The organism is Arsenicicoccus sp. UBA2120 (genome assembly GCF_002330965.1).
GTDB classification, from domain to species: Bacteria; Actinomycetota; Actinomycetes; order Actinomycetales; family Dermatophilaceae; genus Arsenicicoccus; species Arsenicicoccus bolidensis.
Genome location: NZ_DCYC01000020.1, coordinates 3,486 through 28,031, shown reverse-complemented (window position 1 = coordinate 28,031; position 24,546 = coordinate 3,486). Strand labels below are relative to the sequence as shown.

Below are 24,546 nucleotides of genomic sequence, written 5' to 3'. Positions count from 1 at the left end.
CCCGATCTGTGTCCCTGTCTGTGTCCCTGTCGGTGTGGACGGGGCTCGACCGTCAGTCGGTGACGGCGCCCACGGCGAACTCGTCGGGGTCGGGCCCGGTCCGCATGCCGCGGTCGAGGTCGCCGATGCGCTCCATCTGGTCCTGCGTGAGCTCGATCCCGAGGGAGCCGAAGTTCTCCTCGATGCGCGACGGCGTCACCGACTTGGGGATGACGACCGACCCGAGCTGCAGGTGCCACCGCAGGATCACCTGGGCGGGCGTCGCCCCGACCTCGTCGGCGATCGCGCGGATCGTCTCGTCCGCCATGACCTGCTTGCCGGAGGCGAGCGGGCTCCAGTCCTCGGTGACGATCCCCGCCTCGGCGTCGTGGGCGCGCAGCGCGCGCTGCTGGAGGTAGGGGTGCAGCTCGATCTGGTTGACCGCCGGCGCCACGCCGGTCTCGTCGACGAGACGCTGCAGGTGCGGGACGTGGAAGTTGCAGACCCCGACGGAGCGCACGCGCCCGGAGTCGCGCAGCTCCAGCAGGGCCTTCCACGTCTCGACGTAGGCGTCGGCCGACGGTACGGGCCAGTGGATGAGGTAGAGGTCCAGGACGTCCAGGCCGAGCTTGTCCATCGAGGTGTCGAACGCCCGCAGCGTCCGGTCGCGGCCGTGCGCGTCGTTCCACAGCTTGGTGGTGACGAAGACCTCGTCGCGCGCCACGTCGGACTCGGCGAGCGCCTGACCGACGCCTTCCTCGTTGCCGTAGGCCGCGGCCGTGTCGAGGTGGCGGTAGCCGGTGGCCAGGGCGTGCTTGACCGCGTCCACGACCTGGTCCTCGGGCACCTGCCACACCCCGAAGCCGAGCTGCGGGATGGCGTGGCCGTCGTTGAGCATGATCTGGGGGGCTGTGCTCTGCGTCATACGGCCAGCCTATGACGTGAGCCCCACCCGGCCGGACGTCGCACGCCACCTGCCGTCTGACGCAGATCACACCCCCGTCGGCAAGCCCGCGGGGGTGGGCCGCAGTAGAGTCCGAGCCATGGCGTCCATCACCAAAGTCCTGATCGCTAACCGCGGCGAGATCGCCGTCCGCGTGGCCCGAGCCTGCAAGGACGCAGGCATCGGCTCCGTGGCCGTCTACGCCGAGCCCGACCGAGATGCGCTGCACGTCAAGGTCGCCGACGAGGCCTACGCCCTCGGTGGCTCCACGCCCGGCGAGTCCTACCTCGTGCAGGACAAGCTGCTCGAGATCGCCAAGGAGTCCGGCGCCGACGCCGTGCACCCGGGCTACGGATTCCTCTCGGAGAACGCCGACTTCGCCCAGGCCGTCATCGACGCCGGGCTGATCTGGATCGGCCCGCCGCCCGCCGCGATCGACGGCCTCGGCGACAAGGTCAAGGCCCGGCACATCGCGACCAAGGCCGACGCGCCGCTGGTGCCGGGCACCAAGGAGCCGGTCGGCGGCGCCGACGAGGTCGTGGCCTTCGCGCAGGAGCACGGTCTCCCCGTGGCCATCAAGGCCGCGTATGGCGGTGGCGGGCGCGGCCTCAAGGTCGCCCGCACCATGGAGGAGATCCCCGAGCTGTTCGACTCCGCGGTGCGCGAGGCGGTCACGGCGTTCGGGCGCGGCGAGTGCTTCGTGGAGCGCTTCCTGGACAAGCCGCGGCACGTCGAGACCCAGTGCCTGGCCGACCAGCACGGCAACGTCGTCGTGGTGTCGACGCGCGACTGCTCCCTGCAGCGCCGCAACCAGAAGCTCGTCGAGGAGGCCCCCGCGCCGTTCCTCAGCGACGAGCAGAACGCCGAGCTGGTCCGCGCCTCCAAGGCGATCCTCCAGGAGGCCGGTTACTACGGCGCCGGGACCTGCGAGTTCCTCGTGGGCCAGGACGGCGTCATCTCCTTCCTCGAGGTCAACACCCGCCTGCAGGTGGAGCACCCGGTGTCCGAGGAGGTCACCGGCATCGACCTGGTCCGCGAGATGTTCCGCATCGCCGAGGGCCAGGAGCTGGGCTACGACGACCCGCAGGTCCACGCCCACTCCATCGAGTTCCGCCTCAACGGCGAGGACGCGGGCCGCAACTTCCTGCCCGCGCCGGGCACCGTCGCCGTCTTCGAGCCGCCGGCCGGGCCGGGCGTCCGCCTGGACACCGGCATCGTCGAGGGCGACGTCATCGGCGGCAACTTCGACTCCATGCTGGCCAAGCTCATCGTCACGGGACGCACGCGGCAGCAGGCGGTGGAGCGGGCGCGGCGGGCCCTGGACGAGTTCGTCATCGACGGCATGCCGACCGTGCTTCCCTTCCACCGCAAGGTGGTTCGCGACGAGGCCTTCGCCCCCTCCGACCCGGACGCCGCGTTCACGGTGCACACCCGCTGGATCGAGACGGAGTTCGACAACGACATCGAGCCGTTCGGCGGCGCGGGGGCCGAGGCGCCCGAGGCCGAGGAGCGTCAGAAGGTCGTCGTCGAGGTCGGCGGCAAGCGCCTCGAGGTGTCCCTGCCCGGCACCCTGTCGCTCGGCGGCGGGGGTGGCGGGGGTGGCGCCAAGAAGAAGGCCCCGCGTCGCGCCTCCGGTGGTCGCGGTGGCGGCGCGGCCGCGTCCGGCGACTCCCTCACCGCGCCGATGCAGGGCACGATCGTCAAGATCGCGGTCGAGGAGGGCCAGGAGGTGCAGGCCGGCGAGCTCGTGCTGGTGCTCGAGGCCATGAAGATGGAGCAGCCCATCAACGCCCACAAGGCGGGCACGATCGCCGGCATCTCCGCCGCGGTCGGCGAGACCGTCTCCAACGGCGCCGTCCTCATGGAGATCAAGGACCCCGCCTGACCTACCGCGGGTAAAGGCATCGACCGGCCTTCGTTCGCCAGGTCGATGCCTTTACCCCCGGCGGGTTCGAGTCCGCGGGCGCGTCCGGCGGGATACGTCCCCGGGCCAGCTGTCGGCGGCGGAGCATGCGGCGGGCCCGTCGGCATACGAGCCCCGAGAGGTCGTATGCCGACAGGCCCGCTGTCTCGTGCGGTGGGGCTCAGCCCGCCAGCGCCGCCACGACGGCCTTGTTGAAGGCCGGGATGTCGTCGGGGTTGCGGGACGTGATGAGGTTGTCGCTGGTGACGACCTCCTCGTCGACCCACTCGCCACCGGCGTTGCGGATGTCGGTCTGCAGGCTCGGCCAGGACGTCAGGCGCTTGCCGCGGACGACGTCGGCCTCCACGAGGGTCCACGGGGCGTGGCAGATCGCGGCGACCGGCTTGCCCGACCCGACGAACTCCTTGATGAACGCGACGGCGTCCTCGTCCATGCGCAGCGCGTCGGGGTTGGCGACGCCGCCGGGGAGCACGAGGGCGGCGTAGTCACCGACCGACGCGTCGGCCACGACGACGTCGACGGCCTGCTTGGCGGCCTTGTCGAGGTGGTCGAACGTCTGGACCTCGCCCGGCTCGAGGCTGAGCAGGACCGGCTCGTGGCCCGCGTCCTTGACGGCCTGCCAGGGGTCGGTGAGCTCCACGCGCTCGATGCCCTCGCTGGCGACGAGGAATGCGACCTTGGACATGCTGCCTCCTTGGGGATCAGGAAAGGGGACGTGATGTGTCCCTTCGTGCTCACCTACCCGAGGCGGGGCGGCTGAAGACGTGGGGCCCGTCGGGAACCCTCCCGCGCCTAGACTCGCTGAGCATCACGACACCGCCGTCGGCGGTACGGACGAGGAGGCACCGTGAAGTTCAACGACATCGTCAGCAAGGCGGGCCAGGCGGCCAGCCAGGCTGCGGGCAAGGCCAAGCAGTACATCGACGAGAACCCGGACAAGGTGTCGGGGGGCCTGGACAAGGTCGGCCACGCCGTCGACAAGGGGACCAAGGGTCGGTTCAGCCGCCAGATCCAGCAGGGCCGTGACCTGGCCAAGGACAAGCTGGTGCACGGCAAGCCCGGGACTCCCCCGGTCGGTCAGCCCGGCACGGGCACGACCGGAGCGGGCACCACGGGCACGAGCGCGAGCAGCACGGCGGGTCAGCCGGCAGGTCAGCCCGCCGGCGAGACCGACCCCACGGTCCGCCCGACGACCGGCGAGACCTTCGACACGACCACGGTCCGTCCCGACGAGGGCACCACGGGCCGCGCGCCCGGCCAGATCGGCTGACGGAGCGCACCTACCCCCGGTAGAGGCATCAGCCTGGCGAACGACGGCCGGTCGATGCCTCTGCCGGGGGGTAGGTCTGTGCTCTGGCGTGCCAACCCGGGCGGATGTTCCTACCTCAGGTCGTCACATCGGCCTGGCGTGCCAACCCGGGGGGATGTGCCTACCTGAGGTAGGTCACTCGCTGGTGTGCAGGCGGCGTGCCGCCTCGGCCAGGGAGCCGCTCATCGAGGGGTACACCGTGATGGTCTGCGCCATCTGGTCGACGGTGAGGCGGTTCTCGACGGCCAGCGCCACGGGAAAGATCAGCTCCGACGCCTTGGGCGCCACGACCACGCCGCCCATGACCAGCCCGGACACCTTGCGGGCATAGAGCTTGATGAACCCGTCGGTGAAGCGGTCCATCTTGGCGCGCGCGTTGGTGGCCAGCGGCATCATCACCTCGCGCACGTCCAGGTGCTGCTCGGCGACCTGCTCCGCCGTCACGCCGACCGTGGCGATCTCGGGGTCGGTGAAGATCGTGGCCGACACGCCGGTGAGGTTGATCGGCTGCACGGCGTCGCCCAGCGCGTGCCACATCGCGGTGCGCCCCTGCATGGCGGCGACCGACGCGAGCGGCAGGGCCGAGGTGCAGTCGCCGGCGGCATAGATGCCGTTGACCGAGGTGCGGGAGACGCGGTCGACCTCGATGTGCCCGGAGTCGGCGAGCTGCACGCCGGCCGCCTCCAGCCCGAGGCCATCGGTGGCGGGCACCGACCCGACGGCCATGATGCAGTGCGAGCCCTCGACGGTGCGGCCGTCGGTGAGGGTGGCGACGACGCGGTCGCCGACCCGCTCGACGGACGCCGCGCGGGAGCGGTCGAGGACCGTCATGCCACGACGGCGGAAGACGTCCTCGATGACGCGCGCCGCGTCGGGGTCCTCCCCCGGCAGGACGCGGTCGCGCGACGAGATGAGCGTGACCTTGCTGTCCAGCGCGAGATAGGCGTGCGCGAGCTCGGCCCCCGTCACGCCGGAGCCCACCACGATCAGGTGCTCGGGGATGTCGGGCAGGTCCCAGATCTGCTTCCAGGTGAGGATGCGCTCGCCGTCGGGCACGGCCGTCGGCAGCACCCGCGGCGTGGCCCCGGTCGCCACCAGGATGACGTCGGCGTCGAGCTCCTGCTCCCCCGAGCCGTCTGCTGGCGTGGCGACGACGCGCCCCGGCGCCGCGATGCGGCCGACGCCGCGCAGGATCGTGATGCCCTCGCTGACCAGGCGGGCCTCGATGTCCTCGCTCTGCTTGCGGGCGAGGGCGAGGATGCGGGCGTTGACGGCCGGCAGGTCGGCGACGGTGACGTCGTCGCCCTCGAGGTCGGACTCCCGCTGGGTCCGCGGGTCCTGGTAGTGCACGCCCAGCGCCCGCGAGTCCTCCATGCGCGTCATGAAGCTCGCGGTCGAGATCAGCGCCTTGCTGGGCACGCAGTCCGACAGGACCGCCGCGCCGCCGAGCCCGTCGCGGTCGACGACGGTGACCGTCGCTCCGAGCTGGGCGGCGACGAGGGCGGCCTCGTAGCCACCGGGCCCTCCACCGAGGATGACGACTGACTGGTTGCGTTCGATCACGGGCTCCATCCAACCATCCCCGGTGGGCGGGGGCTCACCGGACGAGCGGACGCCGTATGCCGAACCGTGGGCCCGTCCACCCCACCCGTAGGCTGTCCGCCATGAGCGACACCCACGTGGACCTGAACGACCCCGACGTCGACCCCTTCGAGGTGGCGAGGGCAGCCGCGACCGTCATCGCCGAGCGCACCGGCGTCGAGCGGCACGACGTCGCGCTGGTGCTCGGCTCCGGGTGGGGCGGGGCGGCCGACCTGATCGGCGAGACCCGCACGGTCATCGACAACGCCGACGTGCCGGGCTTCTCGCGCGCCGCGGTCGTGGGCCACAGCGGCACGATCCGCTCGGTCTCGCTGGGCGACACGGACCGCCGGGCGCTGGTCTACGGCACCCGCACTCACTTCTACGAGGGCAAGGGCGTGCGCGCGGTCGTCCACGGCGTCCGCACCGCCGCCGCGGCCGGGTGCCGTCAGGTCGTCCTGACCAACGGCTGCGGTGGCCTGCGCCCCGAGTGGCCCGCCGGCACACCGGTACTCATCAGCGACCACCTCAACCTGACGGCCGCCTCGCCGCTGGAGGGTGCGACCTTCGTGGACCTCACCGACCTCTACAGCTCCCGCCTGCGCGGCATCGCGCGCGAGGTGGACGCGAGCCTCGACGAGGGCGTCTACGTGCAGTTCCGCGGGCCGCACTACGAGACGCCGGCCGAGGTCCGCATGGCCCGCACCCTCGGCGGCGACCTCGTCGGCATGTCCACCACCCTCGAGGCCATCGCCGCCCGCCACGCCGGCCTGGAGATCCTCGGCATCTCCCTCGTCACCAACCCCGCCGCCGGCACCAGCGACCAGGCCCTGTCGCACCAGGAGGTCATCGAGGCCGGTCAGGCCGCGGCCGCCCGGTGCGGTCGCCTGCTCGCCGACGTCGTCACCCGCATCGCCACCGAGGACTGAGCCGTATGACGAACCCGCCCCGCTCGACCAGCACCGACCCCGCCGACGGCGCTGCCACCAGCCGCTCGTCCACCGCAGGCTCCCCCGCTCCCGGCTCGTCCACCGCAGGCTCCCCCGCTCCCGGCTCGTCCACCGCAGGCTTTCCCACCGGCGAGCTCCTCGCGGCGGCCCGCGCCTGGCGCGACGACGACCCCGACACCGCCACCCGGGCCGAGCTCGACGCGCTGATCACCGCCGTCGAGGCCGGCGGGGACAGGGGCGAGGCCTCCCGTGCCGACCTCGCCGACCGGTTCGCCGGGATGCTGGAGTTCGGGACCGCCGGCCTGCGCGGAGCGCTCGGCGCAGGCCCGCGCCGCATGAACCGCGCCGTCGTCATCCGGGCGGCGGCGGGGCTCACGGCATACCTGCAGGCCGAGGGCGGGCGCCCCGACCCGGCCGTGGTGATCGGCTTCGACGCCCGGCACAACAGCGACGTCTTCGCGCGCGACACGGCGGCCGTCGTCGAGGCCGCGGGCGGCTCGGCCATGGTGCTGCCCCGGCCGCTGCCGACGCCGGTGCTGGCGTTCGCGATCCGGCACCTCGGCGCGGACGCCGGCGTCATGGTCACGGCCAGCCACAACCCGCCGCAGGACAACGGCTACAAGGTCTATCTCGGCGACGGCTCGCAGATCGTGCCGCCGGTCGACGCGCAGATCGCCGCGCACATCGCCGCGGTCCCGTCGGTCGCGTCCGTCCCGATGGCCGACGACGGCTGGGACACCCTCGGGGACGAGCTGCTGGACGCGTATGTCGAGCGCGCCGCCGCCGTCGTCGCGCCCGACGCTCCGCGCGAGGTCGCCGTCGTCCACACGGCCCTGCACGGGGTGGGGTCGGAGACGGTGCGGCTGGCCTTCGAGCGCGCGGGTTTCCCTGCGCCGCAGGTCGTCTCGAGCCAGGAGCAGCCGGACCCGGACTTCCCGACCGTGTCCTTCCCCAACCCCGAGGAGCCAGGCGCGATCGACGCGGCCCTCGCGCTCGCGACCGAGGTGCGCCCCGACGTGGTCGTCGCCAACGACCCCGACGCCGACCGCTGCGCCGCCGCCGTGGACGACCACGGCACCTGGCGGATGCTGCGCGGCGACGAGCTCGGGGCCCTGCTCGGGCACGCGATGATCGAGCGGCTCTCCGCCCGCCCGGACGGCGACCGCCGCGTCCTGGCCAGCTCCATCGTGTCCTCCCGCCTGCTCGGCGCCATGGCCCGCGCGGCCGGGCTCGAGCACCGCGAGACGCTCACCGGCTTCAAGTGGATCGCCCGCGTGCCGGGGCTGGCCTACGGCTACGAGGAGGCGCTCGGCTACTGCGTCGACCCCGACTCCGTGCAGGACAAGGACGGCGTCTCGGCCGCCCTGCTCGTGGTCGAGCTCGTCGCCCGGCTGAGGGCGCAGGGGCGCACCCTGCTCGACGTGCTCGACGACCTCGCGGTCGCCCACGGCGTGCACGCGACCGACGCGCTGTCGGTGCGCGTCAGCGACCTCGCCCTCATGCCCGCCCTCATGGAGCGTCTGCGCGGCAACCCGCCGCAGGCCGTCGCGGGGTCCCGCGTCGACCGGCTCGACGACCTGGCCGCCGGGTCCGCCGACCTGCCGCCGACCGACGGGCTGCGGTTCTCGCTCGCCGACGGCAGCCGGATCATCGTGCGCCCGTCCGGCACCGAGCCCAAGGTCAAGGTCTATCTCGAGGCGATCGAATCCGTCGACGGCGCAGGCGATCTCGCCCGCGCCCGCGCCACCGCGTCCGAGCGGCTGGCGGCCATCAAGGCCGACATGGCCGCCCTCACCGCGCTGTGAGCGAGCACCCCGCGCGCGTCATCGTCGCCTGCGGGCCCAGCGGCGCCGGCAAGTCCCGCCTCGCCGACCGGCTGCGGCACGAGCTGGGCTGGCCGACCCTGCGGCTCGACGACTTCTATCTCGACGGGGACGACCCGCGCCTGCCGATGGGCGACCTGGGCATCCCCGACTGGGACGACCCCGCCAGCTGGGACGCCGACGCGGCCCTGACGGCGCTCGAGACGCTGGTCCGGACCGGGGAGGTCGACGTGCCGGGCTATGACATCTCCCGGTCCCGCCGCGTCGAGGGCGTCCGCATCACCCTGCCCCCGGGCGCGTTCGTCGTGGCGGAGGGCATCTTCGCCGCCGAGCTCACGGCCGCGCTGCGCGAGCGCGGGCTGCTCGCCCAGGCGTGGTGCGTGCGCCGGACGCCGTGGGTGACCTTTGCCCTGCGCCTCGCCCGCGACCTCAAGGAGCGCCGCAAGCCGCCCGTCACCCTCGTGCGTCGCGGACTGGCGCTGCGCCGTGCCGAACCCGCCATCGTCGAGCACCAGGTCGCCCTCGGCGCCACGCCGATCACGCCTGGGGAAGCCTGGCGACGCGCCGCCGACCTGCGCTGATAGCGTGGCCGCGAGCACGGGTGGGGACGCTTCGAGGGGGCGACGATGAGCAACGACCGGTGGGCGGCGCCAGGCCGCGACGGCGAGGACCGGGCGGGCGGCAGCACGCCGCTGCCCCCTCCGCCGCCCTACGACCCCACGGGCGAGGCCCCTGCCCCGCCGGCCTACCAGCCCGGCTACGCGGCGCCTTCCGGCCACCCGCAGCAGCCCGGTCACGAGCAGCCCCAGGGCTATGGCCATGGCCAGCAGCCGGGCTACAACCAGCCCCCGGCCTACGGGCCGCCCCCGGCCTACGGGCAGGGTCCGGCATACGGGCAGGGTCCGGCATACGGCCAGGCACCGCCCCCGGGCGGCTATCCCTCGATGGCCATGGTCACCAACCCGGGCATCGTCCCCCTGCGGCCGTTGTTCCTCGGCGACATCCTCGGGGCCGGCTTCAAGATCCTGCGGTTCAACCCGCGCGCCACGATCGGGCTCTCGCTCGCGCTGCAGCTGATCGGGCTGCTGCTGGTCCTGCCCTTCGTCGGGTGGCTCCTCACGGGCGGCGTGCAGCGGCTCGGCGACCTCAGCGACCCCGACAACGGGAGCAGCCCCCTGCTCAACCTCGTCCAGGTGCCGTCGAGCCTCTTCGCCAGCGCCGCCACCCTCGTCCTGTGCGTGGTCGTGTCCCGCGCGGTGATCGGCGAACGCGCCACCATCGGTGAGGCCTGGCGCGAGCTACGCCCGCAGATCGGCCGCTTGCTGCTGTTCCTGCTGGTCACGGGCCTGATCTGGCTCGCGGGCCTCGGCCTCGTGGCCCTCGCCCTCTACGGGCTCGCGCAGCTCGACGGCGCCCTCGCGGTCCTCGGCGGGCTGGTGCTGGCGCCTGTCTTCGTCTTCGTCTACGTCCGGCTGGGTCTGGCGACGTCCGCCCTGATCCTCGAGCGCATCGGCGTGATCGAGTCCCTGCGGCGCAGCTGGGCCCTGAGCCGAGGCGCCTTCTGGCGGTTGTTCGGCATCCAGCTCGTCACCAACCTGGTCGTCGGGTTCGCCTCCGGGGCGCTGATGTTCCCCGTCACCATGATCGGCATGCTCGCGGTGTTCGCGACGTCCTCCGACAGCCCCGGCAGCCTGGCCTCGGGCTTCCTCGTCATGATGGTGATCGTCGGGCTGGCCCAGGTCCTCGTCGCCGCCGTGACGACGCCGATCACCTCGACGGTGAGCACGCTGCTCTACATCGACCAGCGCATCCGCCGCGAGGGCCTGGACGTCGAGCTGGCGCGGGCCGTCGAGCGGCGAGCCACCCAGGAGCGCTGACCGCTCCGTGACCGGCTCCCTCGGGCTGGCCCTGCCCGTCTCCTCGGTCCCGGTCGAGCCGGGCTCCGACGAGGCGCGCCGCCTGCTGGAGCAGGAGCTGACCCGGCCCGGGTACCCTCGCCCGTCCCTGCTCGACATCGTCCTGGCGTGGTTCGACGACCTCTTCTCGGGCGCCCCCGGCGCGCCGTCGGGCATCGGCGTGGCCGTGCTCGTGGCGGTGCTGCTCCTGCTGCTCGCCCTGCTCGCGTGGAAGCTGCGCGACCTCCGTTCCGTCGCCGAGGAGCGCCGCCGCCGCGCCGGTGGGCTCACCGACCCGGCCCGGTCGGCCGTCGACTACCTGGCCGAGGCGCGCGAGCACCTGGACCAGGCGGCCCACGACCGGGCCGTGGTGTCGGCCTTCCGGGCGCTGGTCGTCGGCCTCGACGACCGCGACGTCGTCCACGACGCCCCCGGGCGCACCGCCCAGGAGGTCAGCCGGGCCGCGGCCGAGGCCCTCCCGTCGTATGCCGACCGCGCCCACCGGTCCGCGGAGATCTTCGACGCCGCGTGCTACGGGCACCCCGACGGCCCCGTCCCGGGTGCGGACGAGGAGCAGCGCACCACCGCCGAGCAGGCCGAGAGCGTGCTGGCGCTGGCCTCCGAGCTGCGGGAGGCGCGATGAGCCTCGACGTGATCCTCGGCCCCCGCGAGCGGGACCGCCGCCCCACGAGCCGCCGCACCAAGACGGTGTGGGTCGCCGTGCTGGTGGCCCTGCTCGCCGTGGCCGTGTGGCGCAGCCTGCCGCAGGGCAGCGGCGTCCCGATGGACCCCGGCACCGTGGACGCCGGGGGCACCAAGGCGGTCGCGGAGGTCCTGCGGCGCGAGGGCGTCGAGGTGGACGTGGTGCGCACGCGCGAGGAGCTGGCGGCGGCCCGCGTCGACGAGGACACCACCGTCGTCGTGTCCGACACCGGCGCGCTCACGACCGAGGCGATGCTGGAGGTCGACGAGCGGCTCGACGGCGCCGGACGCCTCGTCCTGCTGGGTCTGCCCCGCAGCGCGCTGCACGACCTGGACCTGCCCGTCACGCTGACCCGAGCCGGCGAGAGCGATCCCGAGGGGGCCCGCTGCACCGACCGCGCGACGGCCGCCTCGCCCGAGATCTCCTCCCGCGGCGCCGGCTATGCGGTCATGACCCGGGAGCAGGTCGCCGAGGCGGCGCGCGAGGGGTCGGGGGGCTCAGACCTGCCGTTCGGCCCGGGCGAGGAGCCCTCCCAGGACCCGACGGCCGATGACCTCGGGTCGTCGTGGGACACCGACGGTGCCCGCGGCTGCTACCCCGTCGGCGAGGGGCACGCCCTGCTGACCCTCCCGGCCGCCGACGGCCGGCCCCGCACCGACCTGCTCGCCCCCGCGGGCATCGTCACCAACGGCACCATCACCCAGGACGACAACGCCGCCCTCGCGCTGCGCCTGCTCGGCAGCGAGCGACACCTCGTGTGGTACGCCCCGGCCTTCTCCGACATCAGCGAGGGCGACACGGTGCGCGGCCGACCCGGCATCGCCCCAGCGTGGTTCATGCCGCTGCTGCTCCTGCTCGGCGGCGCCGTCCTGCTCACCATGTGGTGGCGCGGACGTCGCCTCGGGCGGCTCGCCGTCGAGCCCCTCCCCGTCGTGGTGCGGGCCAGCGAGACGGCCGTCGCCCGCGGCCGGCTCTATCGCCGTGCCGCCGGCCGCGGCCACGCCGCCGAGGCCCTGCGCAGCGCCACGCGGCGGCGTCTCGCGATCCGGCTCGGGCTGCCCGCGAGCGCCGACGACGAGGCGGTCGTCGCGGCCGTGGCCCGGGCCACGGGTCGCGAGCGCGACGCCATACGAGCCCTGCTCGCCGGGCCCGACCCCACCACCGACGCCGACCTGGCCGCGACCGCGACCGACCTGGCCCAGCTCGAGGAAGAGGTACGCCACCCATGACCGACCACACCAGCGCCCGCGAGGCCCTGCAGGCCGTGCGCTCCGAGGTGGCCAAGGCCGTCGTCGGGCAGGACGCCGCCGTGACGGGGCTGCTCATCGGCCTGCTCAGCCGCGGTCACGTCCTGCTCGAGGGGGTCCCCGGCGTCGCCAAGACGCTGCTCGTGCGCACCCTCGCCACGGCCCTGTCGATCGACACGCGGCGCGTGCAGTTCACGCCCGACCTGATGCCGGGCGACGTGACCGGGTCGATGATCTTCGACGCCCGCACGACGGAGTTCGAGTTCCGGCCGGGTCCGGTCTTCACCAACCTGCTGCTCGCCGACGAGATCAACCGCACCCCGCCCAAGACGCAGGCCGCGCTGCTCGAGGCGATGGAGGAGCGGCAGGTCACCGTGGACGGGACGTCCCGGCCGCTGCCCGAGCCCTTCCTCGTCGCCGCGACCCAGAACCCCGTCGAGTACGAAGGCACCTATCCCCTCCCCGAGGCGCAGCTCGACCGCTTCCTGCTCAAGGTGGTGCTCCCCGTGCCGCCGCGCGAGCAGGAGATCGAGGTCATCTCGCGGCACGCCCGCGGCTTCGACCCGCGTGACCTCGCCTCCGCGGGGGTGCGGCCGGTCGCGTCGGGCGCGGACCTGCTCGCCGGGGCGGCGGCCGTGCGGACCGTCGGCGTCGCCCCCGAGGTCGTCGCCTACGTCGTGGACGTATGCCGTGCCACCCGCACCGCGCCGTCCCTGTCGCTCGGCGCCTCACCCCGTGGGGCGACGGCGCTGCTCGCCACCTCGCGGGCGTGGGCGTGGCTCAACGGTCGCGACTACGTGACCCCGGACGACGTCAAGACCCTCACGCACGCCACGCTCGCCCACCGGCTGTCGCTGCGGCCCGAGGCCGAGCTCGAGGGCGTGTCGGTCGGCGCGGTGCTGCAGACCGCGCTGGACGCCGTGCCGGTGCCGCGATGACCGCTGTGACGGCCGTGCCCGCCGTCACCGTAGGAACCGCAGCGGGCGCAGGAACCGCAGCGGGCGCAGCGCCCGCGCCGACGATCCTGCGCCCGGGGTGGCTGCCCTCGCCCCGGTCAGGCTCGACGCGGCGATGACGCTGACCGGCCGCGCCGTGGTGCTCGCCCTGCTGGGCGTGGTGCCGGTGCTGCTGCGCCCCGAGCCCCTCACCGCCACGCTGTGGCTGGTGCTCGTCGTGGTGGTCGCCGGGGTCGACGCGCTGCTGGCCGTCTCGCCGCGCCACCTGTCGATCACCCGCGACCGCGTCGGGACCATCCGCGCCGAGACCACCACCACGACCCGGCTGCACGTGCACAACGCGTCCCGCCGGACCGCCCGCGGCGTGCTGCGCGACGCCTGGCAGCCGTCGGCCGGGACCAGCGGCGAGCGGCACCGGATCGCGGTGGCGCCCGGTGCCTCGGTCGAGGTCGAGACCGCGCTGACGCCCGTGCGGCGCGGGGACCGGCATACGGACCTCGTCACCGTGCGCACCCTCGGACCGCTGGGGATCGCCGGTCGCCAGGCGTCCGTCGACGTGCCGGGGACGGTGCGCGTGCTGCCGCCCTTCCACTCGCGGCGGCACCTGCCGAGCCGGCTCGCCCGCCTGCGGCAGATCGACGGCCGCTCGGCCGTGCGGGTGCGCGGGCAGGGCACGGAGTTCGACTCCCTGCGCGAGTACGTCGAGGGCGACGACGTCCGCTCGATCGACTGGCGCGCGTCGGCGCGGCGCAGCGAGCTGGTCGTGCGGACCTGGCGGCCCGAGCGCGACCGGCGGATCACCCTCGTCGTCGACACCTCGCGGCTGTCGGCGGGGCGGGTCGACGACACGACCCGCCTGGACGCCGCCATCGAGGCGTCGCTGCTCCTCACGGCCCTGGCCGCGCACGCCGGCGACCACGTCGACCTCGTCGCGGGCGACCGCGTCGTGCGCGCCCAGCTCGCCGGGGTGGCCCGCACCGACCTGCTCGCCGCGGTCTCCGACGCGCTCGCGACCGTGCAGCCCGCCATCGTCGAGGCCGACTGGCAGGCGCTGGCCTCCGCGGTGGCCCGGCAGGCCCGCCGTCCCTCGCTGCTCGTGCTCCTGACCCCGCTCGAGCCGGCCGCCGTCGCCGAGTCGCTCCTGCCCGTGCTGCCGCTCCTCACCCGCCGCCAGCGCGTGTGCATCGCCTCCTGCGCCGACCCCGACCTGGACCGGATGGCGAGCGCCCGCCGCACCGCCGAGGAGGCCTACGGCGCGGCGGCGGCGGAGCGGACGCGGACGCAGCGCACGCAGACCGCCGACGCGCTGGCCGGGCTCGGCGTGACCGTGGTGGACGCGCCGCCGCAGGACCTCGCGCCGGCCCTCGCCGACCACTACCTCATGCTCAAGTCCCGCGGCCTCCTCTGACCCGCCGCCGGCCGAGGCATCGACCGGCCTTCGTCCCCCAGGCTGATGATCCCGCCCCTGGTAGGTCCATCGACCGGCCTCCGTCCCCCAGGCTGATGCACGTACCCGAGGTAGTCACATCCGCCCGACCTGGCACGCCAGGCGGATGTGTCCAGCTCAGGCGGATCCTGGATCGGGCGTCTACCTGCCGCCGCGCGCCTCGACGAATGGGCAGGAATCGCAGCTTCCAGCGACCGGGAGCCGCCATACGCGCCCACTCCCCGCCCCGCGTCGCGCCATTGGTCACCAGTGACGTTTTGGAACGTTCAAGAGGGCCGCTCAGACGTCGTTGGTGACCAATGGCGCCGGGTGAAGGCGCCGGGTGAAGGCGCCGGGTGAAGGCGCCGGGTGAAGGCGCCGGGTGAGGGCAGCGGGTGAAGGCGCCGGGTGAAGGCGCCGGGTGAGGGCAGCGGGTGAGGGCAGCGGGCGGGGGCGGGCGAGTCGAGGTCAGAGGGACGCGACGGCCTCGTCCTCGCGGTCGGCGGCGTCCACGTCACCGGTCACCCCCCGCAAGGCCGCCCGCCGCCCCACCACGAACACGTAGACGAAGAACGCGACCTCGGCCAGCACGCCGATCGCGATCCGCGCCCAGGTCGGCAGGCCCGAGGGCGTCACGAAGGCCTCGAGGATCCCCGACACGAGGAGCACCACCACCAGCCCCATCGCCACCCCGACCGTGGTGCGGCCGGCGGCGGCGAGCGACGCCATACGACTGCGGGGCCCCGGCTCGACCCACGACCAGAACAGCCGCAGCCCCACCCCCGCCGCCACGAACACCGCGGTCAGCTCGAGCAGCCCGTGCGGCAGGATCAGGCCGAAGAACAGCGCGCCCCGCCCGTGCCGCACCATCAGCGCGGCGATGACCCCGAGGTTGATCACGTTGGCCAGCAGGACGTAGACGACCGGAGCACCCAGCACCCCCATGGCGATGCACTGCGCGGCGACCCAGGCGTTGTTGGTCCACACGCGCGCGGCGAAGCTGGTGGCCGCGTGCTCGGAGTAGTAGCTCTCGAAGTCGGTGTTGACGTACTGCGCGACCTCGGAGGGGCTCATCAGGGAGTTCTCGACGGTGGGGTTGTGATAGAACCACCAGCCCGCCGCGAACGCCACGACCAGGCTGAGCACCGTCGTCGTCAGCCACCACCAGCGCAGGTGGTAGAGCGTGGCCGCGAAGGTCTCGGTGAAGAACCGGGCGATGTCCCGCACCGACCCGGTCCGCGTCCCCGAGGCACGTCGCCGCGCCCGCGCCAGGACGCCCGAGAGCCATTGCACAACAGCGGGATCCGGCGCACTGGTGCGCACGACGGCGAGGTGCGTGCCGACCCGTTGATAGAGGTCGAGCAGGCGGTCGGCCTCCTCCGCGGAGAGCCGCGACCGACGCGTCAGAGCGTCGAGCTCGTCCCACTCCCCCCGGTGGGCCGCGACGTAGGCGTCCAGGTCCACGCCCCCACCCTAGCCCGCGCCCCTCGCGGACCGGGCCGGCCCAGCCCGCTAGGCTGCCAGACATGCAGCCGCCCAGGTCAGCACGCCCCACGATCGGTGTGGGCGAGGACGATCTCGTCACCGGAGACGCGGTGGCGCTGCGCGTGCCCGCCGCCGGGCCGGGGTTGCGCGTCGCGTCCGGCGCGATCGACGTGGTCTGCGGGGCCCTGCTGCTCTTCGGCCTGTCCCTGGCCTTCGGTGGCGTGCTGGGCGACCTCGACGAGGCGGCCGGCGCGGCGCTGGTCCTCACCACGGTCGTGACGACGTTGGTGATCCTGCCCGCGGTCATCGAGACGCTGACCCGCGGACGGTCGGTGGGCAAGCTCGCCACCGGCACCTGCATCGTGCGCGACGACGGCGGCCCGGTGGCCTTCCGCCAGTGCCTGACGCGCTCGCTCATCGGCTTCCTGGAGATCTGGAGCACGAGCGGCGCCGTGGCCTTCTGCGCGGTGGTGCTCACCGCGCGCGGCAAGCGGCTCGGTGACCTCGCGGCAGGCACGTATGCCGTCCGGGACCGCCTCCGGCTGCAGCTGCCACCGCCCGTGCCGCCCGCCCCCGAGCTGTCCGCGTGGGCCGCGAGCGCCGACATCGCGCCGCTGCCGGACGCGTTGTCGCTGGCCACCCGCCAGTTCCTGCACCGCCGCGAGGGCCTCGATCCCGTGGCCCGGGCCCGCATCGCCCAGGAGCTCGCCGCGACCGTCGCGCAGCACGTCATGCCGCCGCCCCCGGCCGGCACCCACCCCGAGGCCCTGCTGCAGACCGTCGTCGCCGAGCGCGGTCACCGCGACGCGCAGCGGCTGGCCCGCGACGCCGCCACCCGGCACCGCGTCCTGCCCCACGTCTGAGCGGCTGGCCCAGACCTCCGCCGGCGCGATCGCCGCAGCTGCGACAGGCGGCAGCCGTGATCAGGTCAGCTCGGCATACCCCGGCTTGATGACCTCGTCGATCAGGGCGAGCCGCTGGTCGAAGGCGATGAACGCGGATTTCATCGCGTTGATCGTCACCCAGCGCAGGTCCGTCATCGTCCAGCCGGCGTCGCGCACGAGCAGGGTCATCTCCTTGCCCATGCTCGTGTCGCTCATCAGGCGGTTGTCGGTGTTGACGGTCACGCGGAAGCGCAGGTCCTTGAGCAGCGTGATCGGGTGCAGCGCGATGCTCGCGGAGGCGCCGGTCTGGACGTTGCTGCTCGGGCACATCTCGAGGGGGACGCGCTTGTCGCGGACGTAGGCCGCCAGCAGCCCCAGCCGCACGTCCCGCACGTCGGGCAGCTGGTCGTGCTCGGCCGCCCACTGCGGATAGGCGATGCCGTCCACCGTGAGGTCGTCGACGATGCGCACGCCGTGGCCGAGCCGGTCGGCGCCGCACCAGGTCAGCGCCTCCTGGATCGACGGCAGCCCGAAGGCCTCCCCCGCGTGGACCGTGAAGTGGGCGTTCTCGCGGGCGAGGTACTGGAACGCGTCGAGGTGCCGGGTGGGCGGGTAGCCCGCCTCGGCCCCCGCGATGTCGAAGCCGCTGACCTCCTGCTGCCGGTAGCGGACGGCCAGCTCGGCGATCTCGCGGCTCATCGCGGCGTGACGCATGGCGGTGAGCAGCGCGGTGACGCGGATCTGCCGCCCCTCCTCACGAGCCAGCACCTCGCCCTCGCGGAATCCCTCGTTGACGGCCTCGACGACCTCCTCGAGGGTGAGGTCCCGCTCGAGGTGCAGCTCTGGCGCATAACGGATCTCGGCGTAGGCGACGCCGTCGCGCGCCAGGTCCAGGACCTCCTCGCGGGCGACCCGCCGCAGCGCGTCCGGCGTCTGCATCACCCCGACGGTGTGCGCAAAGGTCTCGAGGTAGCGCACCAGGGAGCCGGAGTCCGCGCTCTCGCGGAACCAGCGCCCGAGGTCGGTCGCGTCGTCGGCGGGCAGGGCGTCATACCCCGTCTCGCGGGCGAGCTCGAGGACGGTGGCGGGCCGCAGCCCGCCGTCGAGGTGCTCGTGCAGGAGCACCTTGGGTGCTCGGGCGACCTGCGGGTCGACGTCGTATGCCGGGGAGCTGCTGTCTCGACTGGTCACCCTCACGACCCTACCGGGGGTAGAGGCATCGACCGGCCCTCGTTCGCCAGGCCGATGCCTTCGCCGGGGGCAGAGGCATCGACCAGCCCTCGTTCGCCAGGCTGATGCCTCGGCCCGCGGCGGGTCCTGGGCCAGCTCGCCCGGCAGCGAGGATCCCGGACCCGGGACGCCAGCGCGTCAGTCCTCGTCGCGGTGGACGCCCTCCGGGGTGAACGCCGGGGTGCAGATCGCGAGGTATGTCGCACCCTCCGGCCCCACCCGATAGCGGATCCGCTCGCCGGCGCGGGTCACGATGCTCTGACCTGCGAGGACGCTGGTGGGGCCACCGTCGTGGTCCACGACGACCTCACCGCCCAGCACCACCGTGACCTCGTCGAAGTCCGGCGTCTGGTAGGGCTCGGTCCAGCCGGCGGGCGCCTCCATGCGGGCGACGGACACACCGCGGTCGCCCGTCGAGGCGGCTCCGACGTGCTCGTCGATGATCTTGCCGCCGGGGACGGGGATGCGGACGGGGTCCGTGATGAGCTCGGGCATGCCAGGAGCCTACCCATCCGCGGCACACGAGCCCGTGTCTCTATGTCTCTATCCAAAGGACACCCGCGATGTCCTTTGGATAGAGACATAAGGACACACCCTTGTGGGCGAGTGCACGAGCAGATGTGAGCGCTTCGTCTCGTGCGCGAGGTCAACTCGATCCCCGCTGGCGTGGGGCCGACAGCTTGAGGAGGACCAGCATGCGCGAACGGGAGGGCTCATCCCCGCTGGCGCGATGCCCGCCCCCCCTCTCGCCGACCCCTACCCCGACCTGCTCGCCCGTTGAGCCCGAGGCGGCCTGCCCGAGAGCGTCAGCGCTTGGACTTGCGGGCGTTCATCACCAGGACGACCACGCCCGTCAGCACGAAGACCAGGGCGGGCAGGCCGATCCGGACCGGCTGCCACACGCTCATGATCGCCAGGGGCACCAGGACGATCAGGCAGATCAGCACCGCCAGCACCTTGCCGGTCGTCTGGTTGCTCATGAGGTCTCCTTGTCGTGGTGGAGGGTGCGCCAACGGTCCGCGGTGATGGCGAACCGCCGGTAATGGGAGGGGATCCCGCGGTAGACATGATCCTCTCCCGTGCCCGTCTCGTTCATCCCGAGGCCCTGGAGGATCCGCACGGAGGCAGGGTTGGCGCCGACCGCCTCCGCCCACACCTCGGCGAGCCCCAGCGCGAGGAAAGCATGCTCCAGTCCGGCCCGCGCGACCGCCGCGCCGAGGCCTCTCCCCCACCGCTCTCGACCGCCGACGAGGTAGCCGAGCTCGCGCCGATGCTCGTCGGTCCCGTGGAGGTCGACATAGCCGACCAGACCGCCGTCGAGCTCGGCGCCGAGACGGAGCAGACCGGGCCCGAACCCATCGGACAGCCTTGAGCGCCAACGCGTCTCGTGCTGGTCGACCGTGAGGCCGCGACTCCACCCGGCAGCCTCGCAGAACTCGTCGTCCGCAGCCCAGGAAGCAAGGACCGGGGCGTCGGCCACGGACAGCTGCCGCAGCGAGACGACGTGACGACGACCCACGGGCGGCATACGGCGGGTCAGGAGAGGACCGAGCCGAGGCGCCGCAGCCCCTCGGCGATGACGTCGGGACCGGTGCCGACGTTGATGCGGATGTGGTCGCCCCACGCGGTTCCGAACTCGCTGCCGATCCCGACGGCCAGGCGGGCCTCCGCCAGCAACCGCGCGGCCGGATGATCGCCCAGGTCGAGGCCGCTCGCGTCGATCCAGGACAGGAAGGTCGCCTGCGCCGGCACCGCGACCCGCGCCCCGGCGGGGAGCCCGTCCCGCACCTGCTGGTGGTGGGCTGCGAGGTCGGTCACCAGCGCGTCGAGCCACGGATCGCCGTCGCGATAGGCCGCCTCGGACGCGAGATAGCCGAACTGCCCAGCATGCCAGGGCGTCTCGTAGGGCAGCCCCCGAGACAGCCGGTCCCGCATGACGTCTGACCCCGAGACGATCAGGGCGGCCTTGAGCCCGGCGAGGTTCCACGCCTTGGAGGCCGCGTGCACCGCGATCCCCTGCTGCCGGGCCGCGTCGGAGACGGTGAGGTATGGCGTGAACGTGTGCCCGGGCAGGGTCAGCGGCGCATGGATCTCGTCGCTCAGCACGACGGCCTCGTAGCCGGACACGAGATCCGCCAGGGCCGTGAGGGACTCGCGCGAGTGGACCCATCCGACGGGGTTGTGCGGGTTGCACAGGAGCACGGCCTTGGCGCCGGCCCGCAGCTCGCGCTCGATGCCGTCGAGGTCCAGCGCGTAGCCCGAGTCCGACTGCAGCAGAGGGACTTCCACCGTGCGCATGCCCGTCTCGCCACCCCAGCGGAAGAACGGCGGATAGACCGGCGGCATGATGATGAAGGTGTCCCCAGGAGCCAGCAGCGCCGAGATCGCCGCCATCATCCCCACGGACACGTCGCCGCACAGCGTCACCTGGTCCGGGTCGACGTCCCAGCCCCACCGGCGCCCCGCGAAGCCGGCGAACGCCTCGTGCAGCCCTCGCCCGAAGCTCGGGTAGCCCGTGTCGCCCAGCGCCACAGCGCGATTCAGCGCCTCGGCGACGGGCGGTGCCAGCCGGCAGTCCATCTCGGCGACCGGCATCGGCAGCACGTCGGGGTCGTAGAGCGTCCACTTCGCGCTGCGTCGCGCGCGCAGGTGCGGCAGGTCGAGCCACTCCACGTGTGCCGCAACGCCGCTCATGCGATCCGCTCCATCACGACGTCGGGGCGCTCGGGCCGGTCCTCGCCGATCGTCCACGCACCCTCGAGGGAGGCGACGGCCCGGTCGAACCGCTCGGGCGTGTCCGTGTGCAGGGTCAGCAGCGGCTGCCCGGTCGTGACGGAATCGCCTGGCTTGGCGTGCATCTCGACGCCCGCACCCGCCTGGACGGGGTCCTCCTTGCGCGCCCGTCCGGCGCCCAGGCGCCACGCGGCGACCCCCACCGCATAGGCGTCGAGCGACTGCAGCACCCCGCTCGCGGGGGCGGTGATCACGTGCTGCTCCTTGCTCGTGGGCAGCTCGGCGTCGGGGTCGCCACCCTGGGCGGCGACCATGCGGCGCCATACGTCCATCGCGCGGCCATCGGCCAGCGCGTCCGCGGGGTCCACATCCGAAACCCCCGCGGCAGAGAGCATCTCGCGCGCCAGCGCGACCGTCAGCTCGACGACGTCCGCGGGCCCGCCACCGGCGAGGACCTCGACCGACTCGCGGACCTCGAGCGCGTTGCCCGCCGTCAGCCCCAGCGGGGTGGTCATGTCGGTGAGCAGCGCGACCGTGGTGACGCCGGCGTCCGTCCCGAGATCGACCATGGTGCGGGCGAGCTCGCGGGCGTCGTCCACGGTCTTCATGAACGCGCCGGACCCGACCTTGACGTCCAGCACGAGCGCGCCGGTGCCCTCGGCGATCTTCTTGGACATGATCGAGCTCGCGATCAGCGGGATGGCCTCCACGGTGCCGGTCACGTCACGCAGGGCATAGAGCTTCTTGTCGGCGGGGGCCAGGCCGGAACCCGCCGCGCAGATCACGGCGCCGACGTCCTCGAGCTGACGCATCATCGCGTCGTTGGCGAGGCCCGCCTGCCAGCCGGGGATGGACTCGAGCTTGTCGAGCGTGCCTCCCGTGTGGCCGAGCCCGCGCCCGGACAGCTGCGGCACCGCGACGCCGCAGGCCGCGACGAGGGGCGCGAGCGGCAGGGTGATCTTGTCGCCCACGCCGCCGGTCGAGTGCTTGTCCGCGGTCGGGCGCGACAGCGAGGAGAAGTCCAGCCGCTCGCCGCTCGCGATCATCGCCGCGGTCCACCGCGAGATCTCCTCGCGGCTCATCCCGTTGAGCAGGATCGCCATGGCCAGGGCCGACATCTGCTCGTCCGCGACCGCGCCGCGCGTGTAGGCGTCGATCACCCAGTCGATCTGGCTGTCGCTCAGCGGCTGGTGGTCGCGCTTGGCGCGGATGACGTCGACGGCATCGTGCTGCTCACTCATGCCCAGACCCTACCGGGGGCGCGGACGCAGGACGGCATAGGCCACCACCCCCGCCAGGAGCCCCCAGAACGCCGACACGATGCCGAGCGCCTGCACCCCGGACGCCGTGACGGCGAAGGTGATCAGCGCCGCCTCGGTGACGCTGCGGTGGTGGTCACCCTCGTGCATGGTGTCGTAGATCGAGGCCTGCAACGGCGACAGCAGCGCCACCCCCGCGAGGGCCGTGAGCATGTCCGCCGGTATGGCGGAGAACAGCGACACGATCGTGTCCGCCGCGAACCCGCCGAGCACGTAGAAGAATCCGCACGCCATGCCCGCCACGTAGCGGCGGTCGTGGTCGGGGTGGGACTCCTCGGAGGTGGCGATGGCGGCGGTGACGGCGGCCATGTTGAGCGCGTGCGACCCGAACGGCGCCGCCAGCACCGACGCCACCCCGCTCGCGCCGAGCAGGAGGCGGTCGTCGGCGTCATACCCGCTGTTGTGCATGACGATCAGGCCGGGGGCGTTCTGCCCGACCGCGGTCACGATGAGCAGCGGCAGGGCGATGCCGAGGATCGCGTCCCAGGACCACGTCGGCGTCGTCCACGTGGGCGTCGTCAGCGTGAGCCGCACCGCCATGGCCTGCGCCTGCCCCGTCACCACCGCGAGCACGCCGCCGGTCGCGAGCGCCAGGAACACCGCGTAGCGCGGCTGCCACCGCCTCCCCACGAGGTAGCCGAGCACGAGCCCGCCCGCCACGACGGGCTGTCCGACGACCGCGGCCGCCACCTTGAGGGCGAACGGGAACAGCACGCCCGCCAGCACCGCCGCCGTGATCGGTCGCGGCACCGCCTGCAGGAGGCGCCCCACCAGGCCGGTCGCCCCCAGCAGCACGGACACGACGCCGCACACGACATAGGCCCCGATCGCGTCCGAGAACCGGTAGTCGCCGAGCGACGTGATCAGCAGCGCCGCACCCGGGATCGACCAGGCGACCATGACCGGCTGCTTCGTCCACCAAGACGTGACGAGGCAGACGAGCCCCGAGCCCACCGAGATCGCCCACACCCACGAGGCGGTGAGCTGCGGTGACAGCCCGCCCGCCCGCGCCGCCTCGAGCAGCAGGGTGTGGCGGGCGGCATACGAGATCGCCACGGCGACGAACCCGGCGAGGACGGCGGACAGGCTGGCGTCGCGGCGCAGGTCAGGACGGGTGCGGGTTGCGGTGGTCACGCGGACCTCTCGGAGCGGGGCACCGGGAGCGCCCGGCGATGGCCGCGACCACGCTAGCCGGGGCGGCACCAGGTCACCCCGGGGAGGAGCCTAGGACTGGCCCGGAGGTATGGCGCCCCCGGCCGCCCGATGAGGCGCCCTCATCGCCTGGCTCACTTGACGCATCGTTAAGCGCTCGCCATGATGGATACATGTCAACGAGCAGCAGCCCGGGCGGTCGGTTCAGCAACGCCGCCGCCGAGTCCAGGAGCCGGGTCCCCCAGCGCGTGTCCAGCACCGAGGGCTGGTATGTCGTCAGCGTGGCCGCCGTCTTCGGCGCCTGCCACGCGCTCCTCTACCAGACGCACGCGATGGAGTGGGGAGGGATCATCCGCTTCGCCGCCCTCTTCGTGACGGCCGCGGGGACGACCTGGCTGCTGCGGCAGACCCACGCCCACCGCCAGGTGCATCCCCGCGGGCACCGGGCGGCCATGGTGGCCGGGATCGCCTGGATGCTCGCGCTGGTCCTCGTGGCCGGGTGGTTCTGGATCGTCCCGGCGAAGGGGCACGGCGTCGGATGGGCGTGGACCTCGCTCGTCGCCCTGGTCGGCGCGCTCCCCCTCGCCCTCGTCGGCGCCCGACTCGTCCGGGCCGCCCGGTGACCCTCGCCGCTGCACGGCAGTCCTTGGACGACGTCGTCCACTCGCCGGTCCGCCTCACGCTCATGTGCGCGCTGGCCAGCGTCGACTCGGCCGACTACCAGACGCTCAAGGACGCCCTCGACGTGAGCTATGCGCTGCTGTCGAAGCACGCGGCGATCCTCGAGGACGCCGGATATCTCGTGTCGGAGAAGACCTTTCGGGGCAAGACGCCCCAGACGCACTTCCGGCTCACGCGCGCGGGTCGCGCGGCGCTGGCGGCCCACCTCGAGGCCCTCGACGAGATCGTGCGCGGGCTCGCGTCAGCCTGAGCGCGTGGACCCGGACGTCGCCAGACCCGCCGGGGGCAAAGGCATCAGCCTGGCGAACGACGGCCGGTCGATGCCT

24 protein-coding genes are annotated in these 24,546 nt (G+C 73.4%); 13 read left to right on the top strand and 11 right to left on the bottom strand.

Annotated features, from left to right (window positions below; all coding sequences use genetic code 11):
- Positions 1–52: 52 nt before the first annotated feature.
- On the bottom strand, positions 53–904 hold the full coding sequence (locus B2P18_RS02210; RefSeq protein WP_286955677.1) for an aldo/keto reductase: 852 nt from the start codon (positions 902–904) through the stop codon (positions 53–55).
- Positions 905–1,022: 118 nt separating this feature from the next.
- On the opposite strand from B2P18_RS02210, the gene B2P18_RS02205 reads away from it, so the two are divergent.
- Complete coding sequence (locus B2P18_RS02205) at positions 1,023–2,807, top strand: acetyl/propionyl/methylcrotonyl-CoA carboxylase subunit alpha (protein ID WP_239265743.1); 1,785 nt, start codon at positions 1,023–1,025, stop codon at positions 2,805–2,807.
- Positions 2,808–3,006: 199 nt separating this feature from the next.
- Here the strand turns inward: B2P18_RS02205 and B2P18_RS02200 are convergent, their stop codons facing one another.
- Positions 3,007–3,531 (bottom strand): type 1 glutamine amidotransferase domain-containing protein, encoded by a 525-nt coding sequence (locus B2P18_RS02200; RefSeq protein ID WP_239265741.1) that lies wholly within the window; start codon positions 3,529–3,531, stop codon positions 3,007–3,009.
- 162 nt (positions 3,532–3,693) lie between these two features.
- On the opposite strand from B2P18_RS02200, the gene B2P18_RS02195 reads away from it, so the two are divergent.
- The gene (locus tag B2P18_RS02195) at positions 3,694–4,116 is read left to right on the top strand and encodes an antitoxin (protein WP_286955676.1); all 423 of its coding nucleotides are present in this window, start codon (positions 3,694–3,696) and stop codon (positions 4,114–4,116) included.
- 174 nt (positions 4,117–4,290) lie between these two features.
- Here the strand turns inward: B2P18_RS02195 and B2P18_RS02190 are convergent, their stop codons facing one another.
- Complete coding sequence (locus B2P18_RS02190; RefSeq protein WP_286955675.1) at positions 4,291–5,727, bottom strand: NAD(P)H-quinone dehydrogenase; 1,437 nt, start codon at positions 5,725–5,727, stop codon at positions 4,291–4,293.
- Between the two features lie 92 nt (positions 5,728–5,819).
- On the opposite strand from B2P18_RS02190, the gene B2P18_RS02185 reads away from it, so the two are divergent.
- From B2P18_RS02185 to B2P18_RS02150, 8 genes are all read left to right on the top strand, one after another.
- Positions 5,820–6,665 (top strand): purine-nucleoside phosphorylase, encoded by an 846-nt coding sequence (locus tag B2P18_RS02185; RefSeq protein ID WP_029210743.1) that lies wholly within the window; start codon positions 5,820–5,822, stop codon positions 6,663–6,665.
- Between the two features lie 5 nt (positions 6,666–6,670).
- Positions 6,671–8,491: a phospho-sugar mutase gene (locus tag B2P18_RS02180; protein WP_286955674.1), complete on the top strand. Its 1,821-nt coding sequence runs from the start codon at positions 6,671–6,673 to the stop codon at positions 8,489–8,491.
- A complete protein-coding gene (locus B2P18_RS02175) occupies positions 8,488–9,090 on the top strand; it encodes a uridine kinase family protein (protein ID WP_239265732.1) in 603 nt (200 codons plus the stop codon). The genes B2P18_RS02180 and B2P18_RS02175 overlap by 4 nt, the downstream gene beginning before the upstream one ends.
- A 45-nt stretch (positions 9,091–9,135) precedes the next feature.
- Entirely contained in the window at positions 9,136–10,386 is a 1,251-nt protein-coding gene (locus B2P18_RS02170) for a hypothetical protein (protein ID WP_286955673.1), read from the top strand.
- Positions 10,387–10,393: 7 nt separating this feature from the next.
- Entirely contained in the window at positions 10,394–11,047 is a 654-nt protein-coding gene (locus B2P18_RS02165) for a DUF4129 domain-containing protein (protein ID WP_286955672.1), read from the top strand.
- On the top strand, positions 11,044–12,336 hold the full coding sequence (locus B2P18_RS02160) for a DUF4350 domain-containing protein (RefSeq protein WP_286955671.1): 1,293 nt from the start codon (positions 11,044–11,046) through the stop codon (positions 12,334–12,336). Before B2P18_RS02165 ends, B2P18_RS02160 begins: the two co-directional genes overlap by 4 nt.
- Positions 12,333–13,292, top strand: a complete 960-nt coding sequence (locus B2P18_RS02155) for an AAA family ATPase (RefSeq protein ID WP_286955670.1) — start codon at positions 12,333–12,335, stop codon at positions 13,290–13,292. The genes B2P18_RS02160 and B2P18_RS02155 overlap by 4 nt, the downstream gene beginning before the upstream one ends.
- 97 nt (positions 13,293–13,389) lie before the next feature.
- Positions 13,390–14,718, top strand: a complete 1,329-nt coding sequence (locus tag B2P18_RS02150; protein ID WP_313535923.1) for a DUF58 domain-containing protein — start codon at positions 13,390–13,392, stop codon at positions 14,716–14,718.
- A gap of 486 nt (positions 14,719–15,204) precedes the next feature.
- Here the strand turns inward: B2P18_RS02150 and B2P18_RS02145 are convergent, their stop codons facing one another.
- A complete protein-coding gene (locus B2P18_RS02145; protein ID WP_286955669.1) occupies positions 15,205–16,200 on the bottom strand; it encodes a stage II sporulation protein M in 996 nt (331 codons plus the stop codon).
- A gap of 62 nt (positions 16,201–16,262) precedes the next feature.
- Here B2P18_RS02145 and B2P18_RS02140 point away from each other — a divergent pair, with 62 nt between their 5' ends.
- Entirely contained in the window at positions 16,263–17,084 is an 822-nt protein-coding gene (locus tag B2P18_RS02140; RefSeq protein WP_286955668.1) for an RDD family protein, read from the top strand.
- Positions 17,085–17,144: 60 nt separating this feature from the next.
- Here the strand turns inward: B2P18_RS02140 and B2P18_RS02135 are convergent, their stop codons facing one another.
- The 7 genes from B2P18_RS02135 to B2P18_RS02105 all read right to left on the bottom strand — a co-directional run bounded on the left by B2P18_RS02135 (position 17,145) and on the right by B2P18_RS02105 (position 23,521).
- On the bottom strand, positions 17,145–18,296 hold the full coding sequence (locus tag B2P18_RS02135) for an adenosine deaminase (protein WP_286955667.1): 1,152 nt from the start codon (positions 18,294–18,296) through the stop codon (positions 17,145–17,147).
- 177 nt (positions 18,297–18,473) lie between these two features.
- Positions 18,474–18,830 carry a cupin domain-containing protein gene (locus B2P18_RS02130; RefSeq protein WP_019284168.1) on the bottom strand — a complete coding sequence of 119 codons (357 nt, stop codon included), beginning with the start codon at positions 18,828–18,830 and terminating at the stop codon, positions 18,474–18,476.
- Positions 18,831–19,141: 311 nt separating this feature from the next.
- On the bottom strand, positions 19,142–19,315 hold the full coding sequence (locus tag B2P18_RS02125; protein WP_019284169.1) for a hypothetical protein: 174 nt from the start codon (positions 19,313–19,315) through the stop codon (positions 19,142–19,144).
- A complete protein-coding gene (locus B2P18_RS02120) occupies positions 19,312–19,854 on the bottom strand; it encodes a GNAT family N-acetyltransferase (RefSeq protein WP_239265518.1) in 543 nt (180 codons plus the stop codon). The genes B2P18_RS02125 and B2P18_RS02120 overlap by 4 nt, the downstream gene beginning before the upstream one ends.
- A 17-nt stretch (positions 19,855–19,871) precedes the next feature.
- On the bottom strand, positions 19,872–21,029 hold the full coding sequence (locus B2P18_RS02115; RefSeq protein ID WP_286955666.1) for a MalY/PatB family protein: 1,158 nt from the start codon (positions 21,027–21,029) through the stop codon (positions 19,872–19,874).
- Entirely contained in the window at positions 21,026–22,309 is a 1,284-nt protein-coding gene (locus B2P18_RS02110; RefSeq protein ID WP_019284172.1) for a thymidine phosphorylase, read from the bottom strand. Before B2P18_RS02110 ends, B2P18_RS02115 begins: the two co-directional genes overlap by 4 nt.
- A 9-nt stretch (positions 22,310–22,318) precedes the next feature.
- Positions 22,319–23,521 (bottom strand): benzoate/H(+) symporter BenE family transporter, encoded by a 1,203-nt coding sequence (locus tag B2P18_RS02105; RefSeq protein WP_286955665.1) that lies wholly within the window; start codon positions 23,519–23,521, stop codon positions 22,319–22,321.
- 191 nt (positions 23,522–23,712) lie between these two features.
- Here B2P18_RS02105 and B2P18_RS02100 point away from each other — a divergent pair, with 191 nt between their 5' ends.
- Together B2P18_RS02100 and B2P18_RS02095 are read left to right on the top strand one after the other, a co-directional pair.
- The gene (locus tag B2P18_RS02100) at positions 23,713–24,162 is read left to right on the top strand and encodes a hypothetical protein (protein ID WP_286955664.1); all 450 of its coding nucleotides are present in this window, start codon (positions 23,713–23,715) and stop codon (positions 24,160–24,162) included.
- Positions 24,159–24,470, top strand: a complete 312-nt coding sequence (locus B2P18_RS02095; RefSeq protein WP_286955663.1) for a transcriptional regulator — start codon at positions 24,159–24,161, stop codon at positions 24,468–24,470. The genes B2P18_RS02100 and B2P18_RS02095 overlap by 4 nt, the downstream gene beginning before the upstream one ends.
- The last annotated feature ends 76 nt before the right edge of the window (positions 24,471–24,546 follow it).

Bases quoted from the DNA above. Each gene is read 5' to 3' on its own strand.
- B2P18_RS02190 (WP_286955675.1), bottom strand. From the start codon at position 5,727: ATGGAGCCCGTGATCGAACGCAACCAGTCAGTCGTCATCCTCGGTGGA.
- B2P18_RS02130 (WP_019284168.1), bottom strand. From the start codon at position 18,830: ATGCCCGAGCTCATCACGGACCCCGTCCGCATCCCCGTCCCCGGCGGC.
- B2P18_RS02185 (WP_029210743.1), top strand. From the start codon at position 5,820: ATGAGCGACACCCACGTGGACCTGAACGACCCCGACGTCGACCCCTTC.
- B2P18_RS02125 (WP_019284169.1), bottom strand. From the start codon at position 19,315: ATGAGCAACCAGACGACCGGCAAGGTGCTGGCGGTGCTGATCTGCCTG.
- B2P18_RS02100 (WP_286955664.1), top strand. From the start codon at position 23,713: ATGTCAACGAGCAGCAGCCCGGGCGGTCGGTTCAGCAACGCCGCCGCC.
- B2P18_RS02210 (WP_286955677.1), bottom strand. From the start codon at position 904: ATGACGCAGAGCACAGCCCCCCAGATCATGCTCAACGACGGCCACGCC.
- B2P18_RS02160 (WP_286955671.1), top strand. From the start codon at position 11,044: ATGAGCCTCGACGTGATCCTCGGCCCCCGCGAGCGGGACCGCCGCCCC.
- B2P18_RS02180 (WP_286955674.1), top strand. From the start codon at position 6,671: ATGACGAACCCGCCCCGCTCGACCAGCACCGACCCCGCCGACGGCGCT.
- B2P18_RS02115 (WP_286955666.1), bottom strand. From the start codon at position 21,029: ATGAGCGGCGTTGCGGCACACGTGGAGTGGCTCGACCTGCCGCACCTG.
- B2P18_RS02140 (WP_286955668.1), top strand. From the start codon at position 16,263: ATGCAGCCGCCCAGGTCAGCACGCCCCACGATCGGTGTGGGCGAGGAC.
- B2P18_RS02205 (WP_239265743.1), top strand. From the start codon at position 1,023: ATGGCGTCCATCACCAAAGTCCTGATCGCTAACCGCGGCGAGATCGCC.
- B2P18_RS02170 (WP_286955673.1), top strand. From the start codon at position 9,136: ATGAGCAACGACCGGTGGGCGGCGCCAGGCCGCGACGGCGAGGACCGG.
- B2P18_RS02110 (WP_019284172.1), bottom strand. From the start codon at position 22,309: ATGAGTGAGCAGCACGATGCCGTCGACGTCATCCGCGCCAAGCGCGAC.
- B2P18_RS02200 (WP_239265741.1), bottom strand. From the start codon at position 3,531: ATGTCCAAGGTCGCATTCCTCGTCGCCAGCGAGGGCATCGAGCGCGTG.
- B2P18_RS02155 (WP_286955670.1), top strand. From the start codon at position 12,333: ATGACCGACCACACCAGCGCCCGCGAGGCCCTGCAGGCCGTGCGCTCC.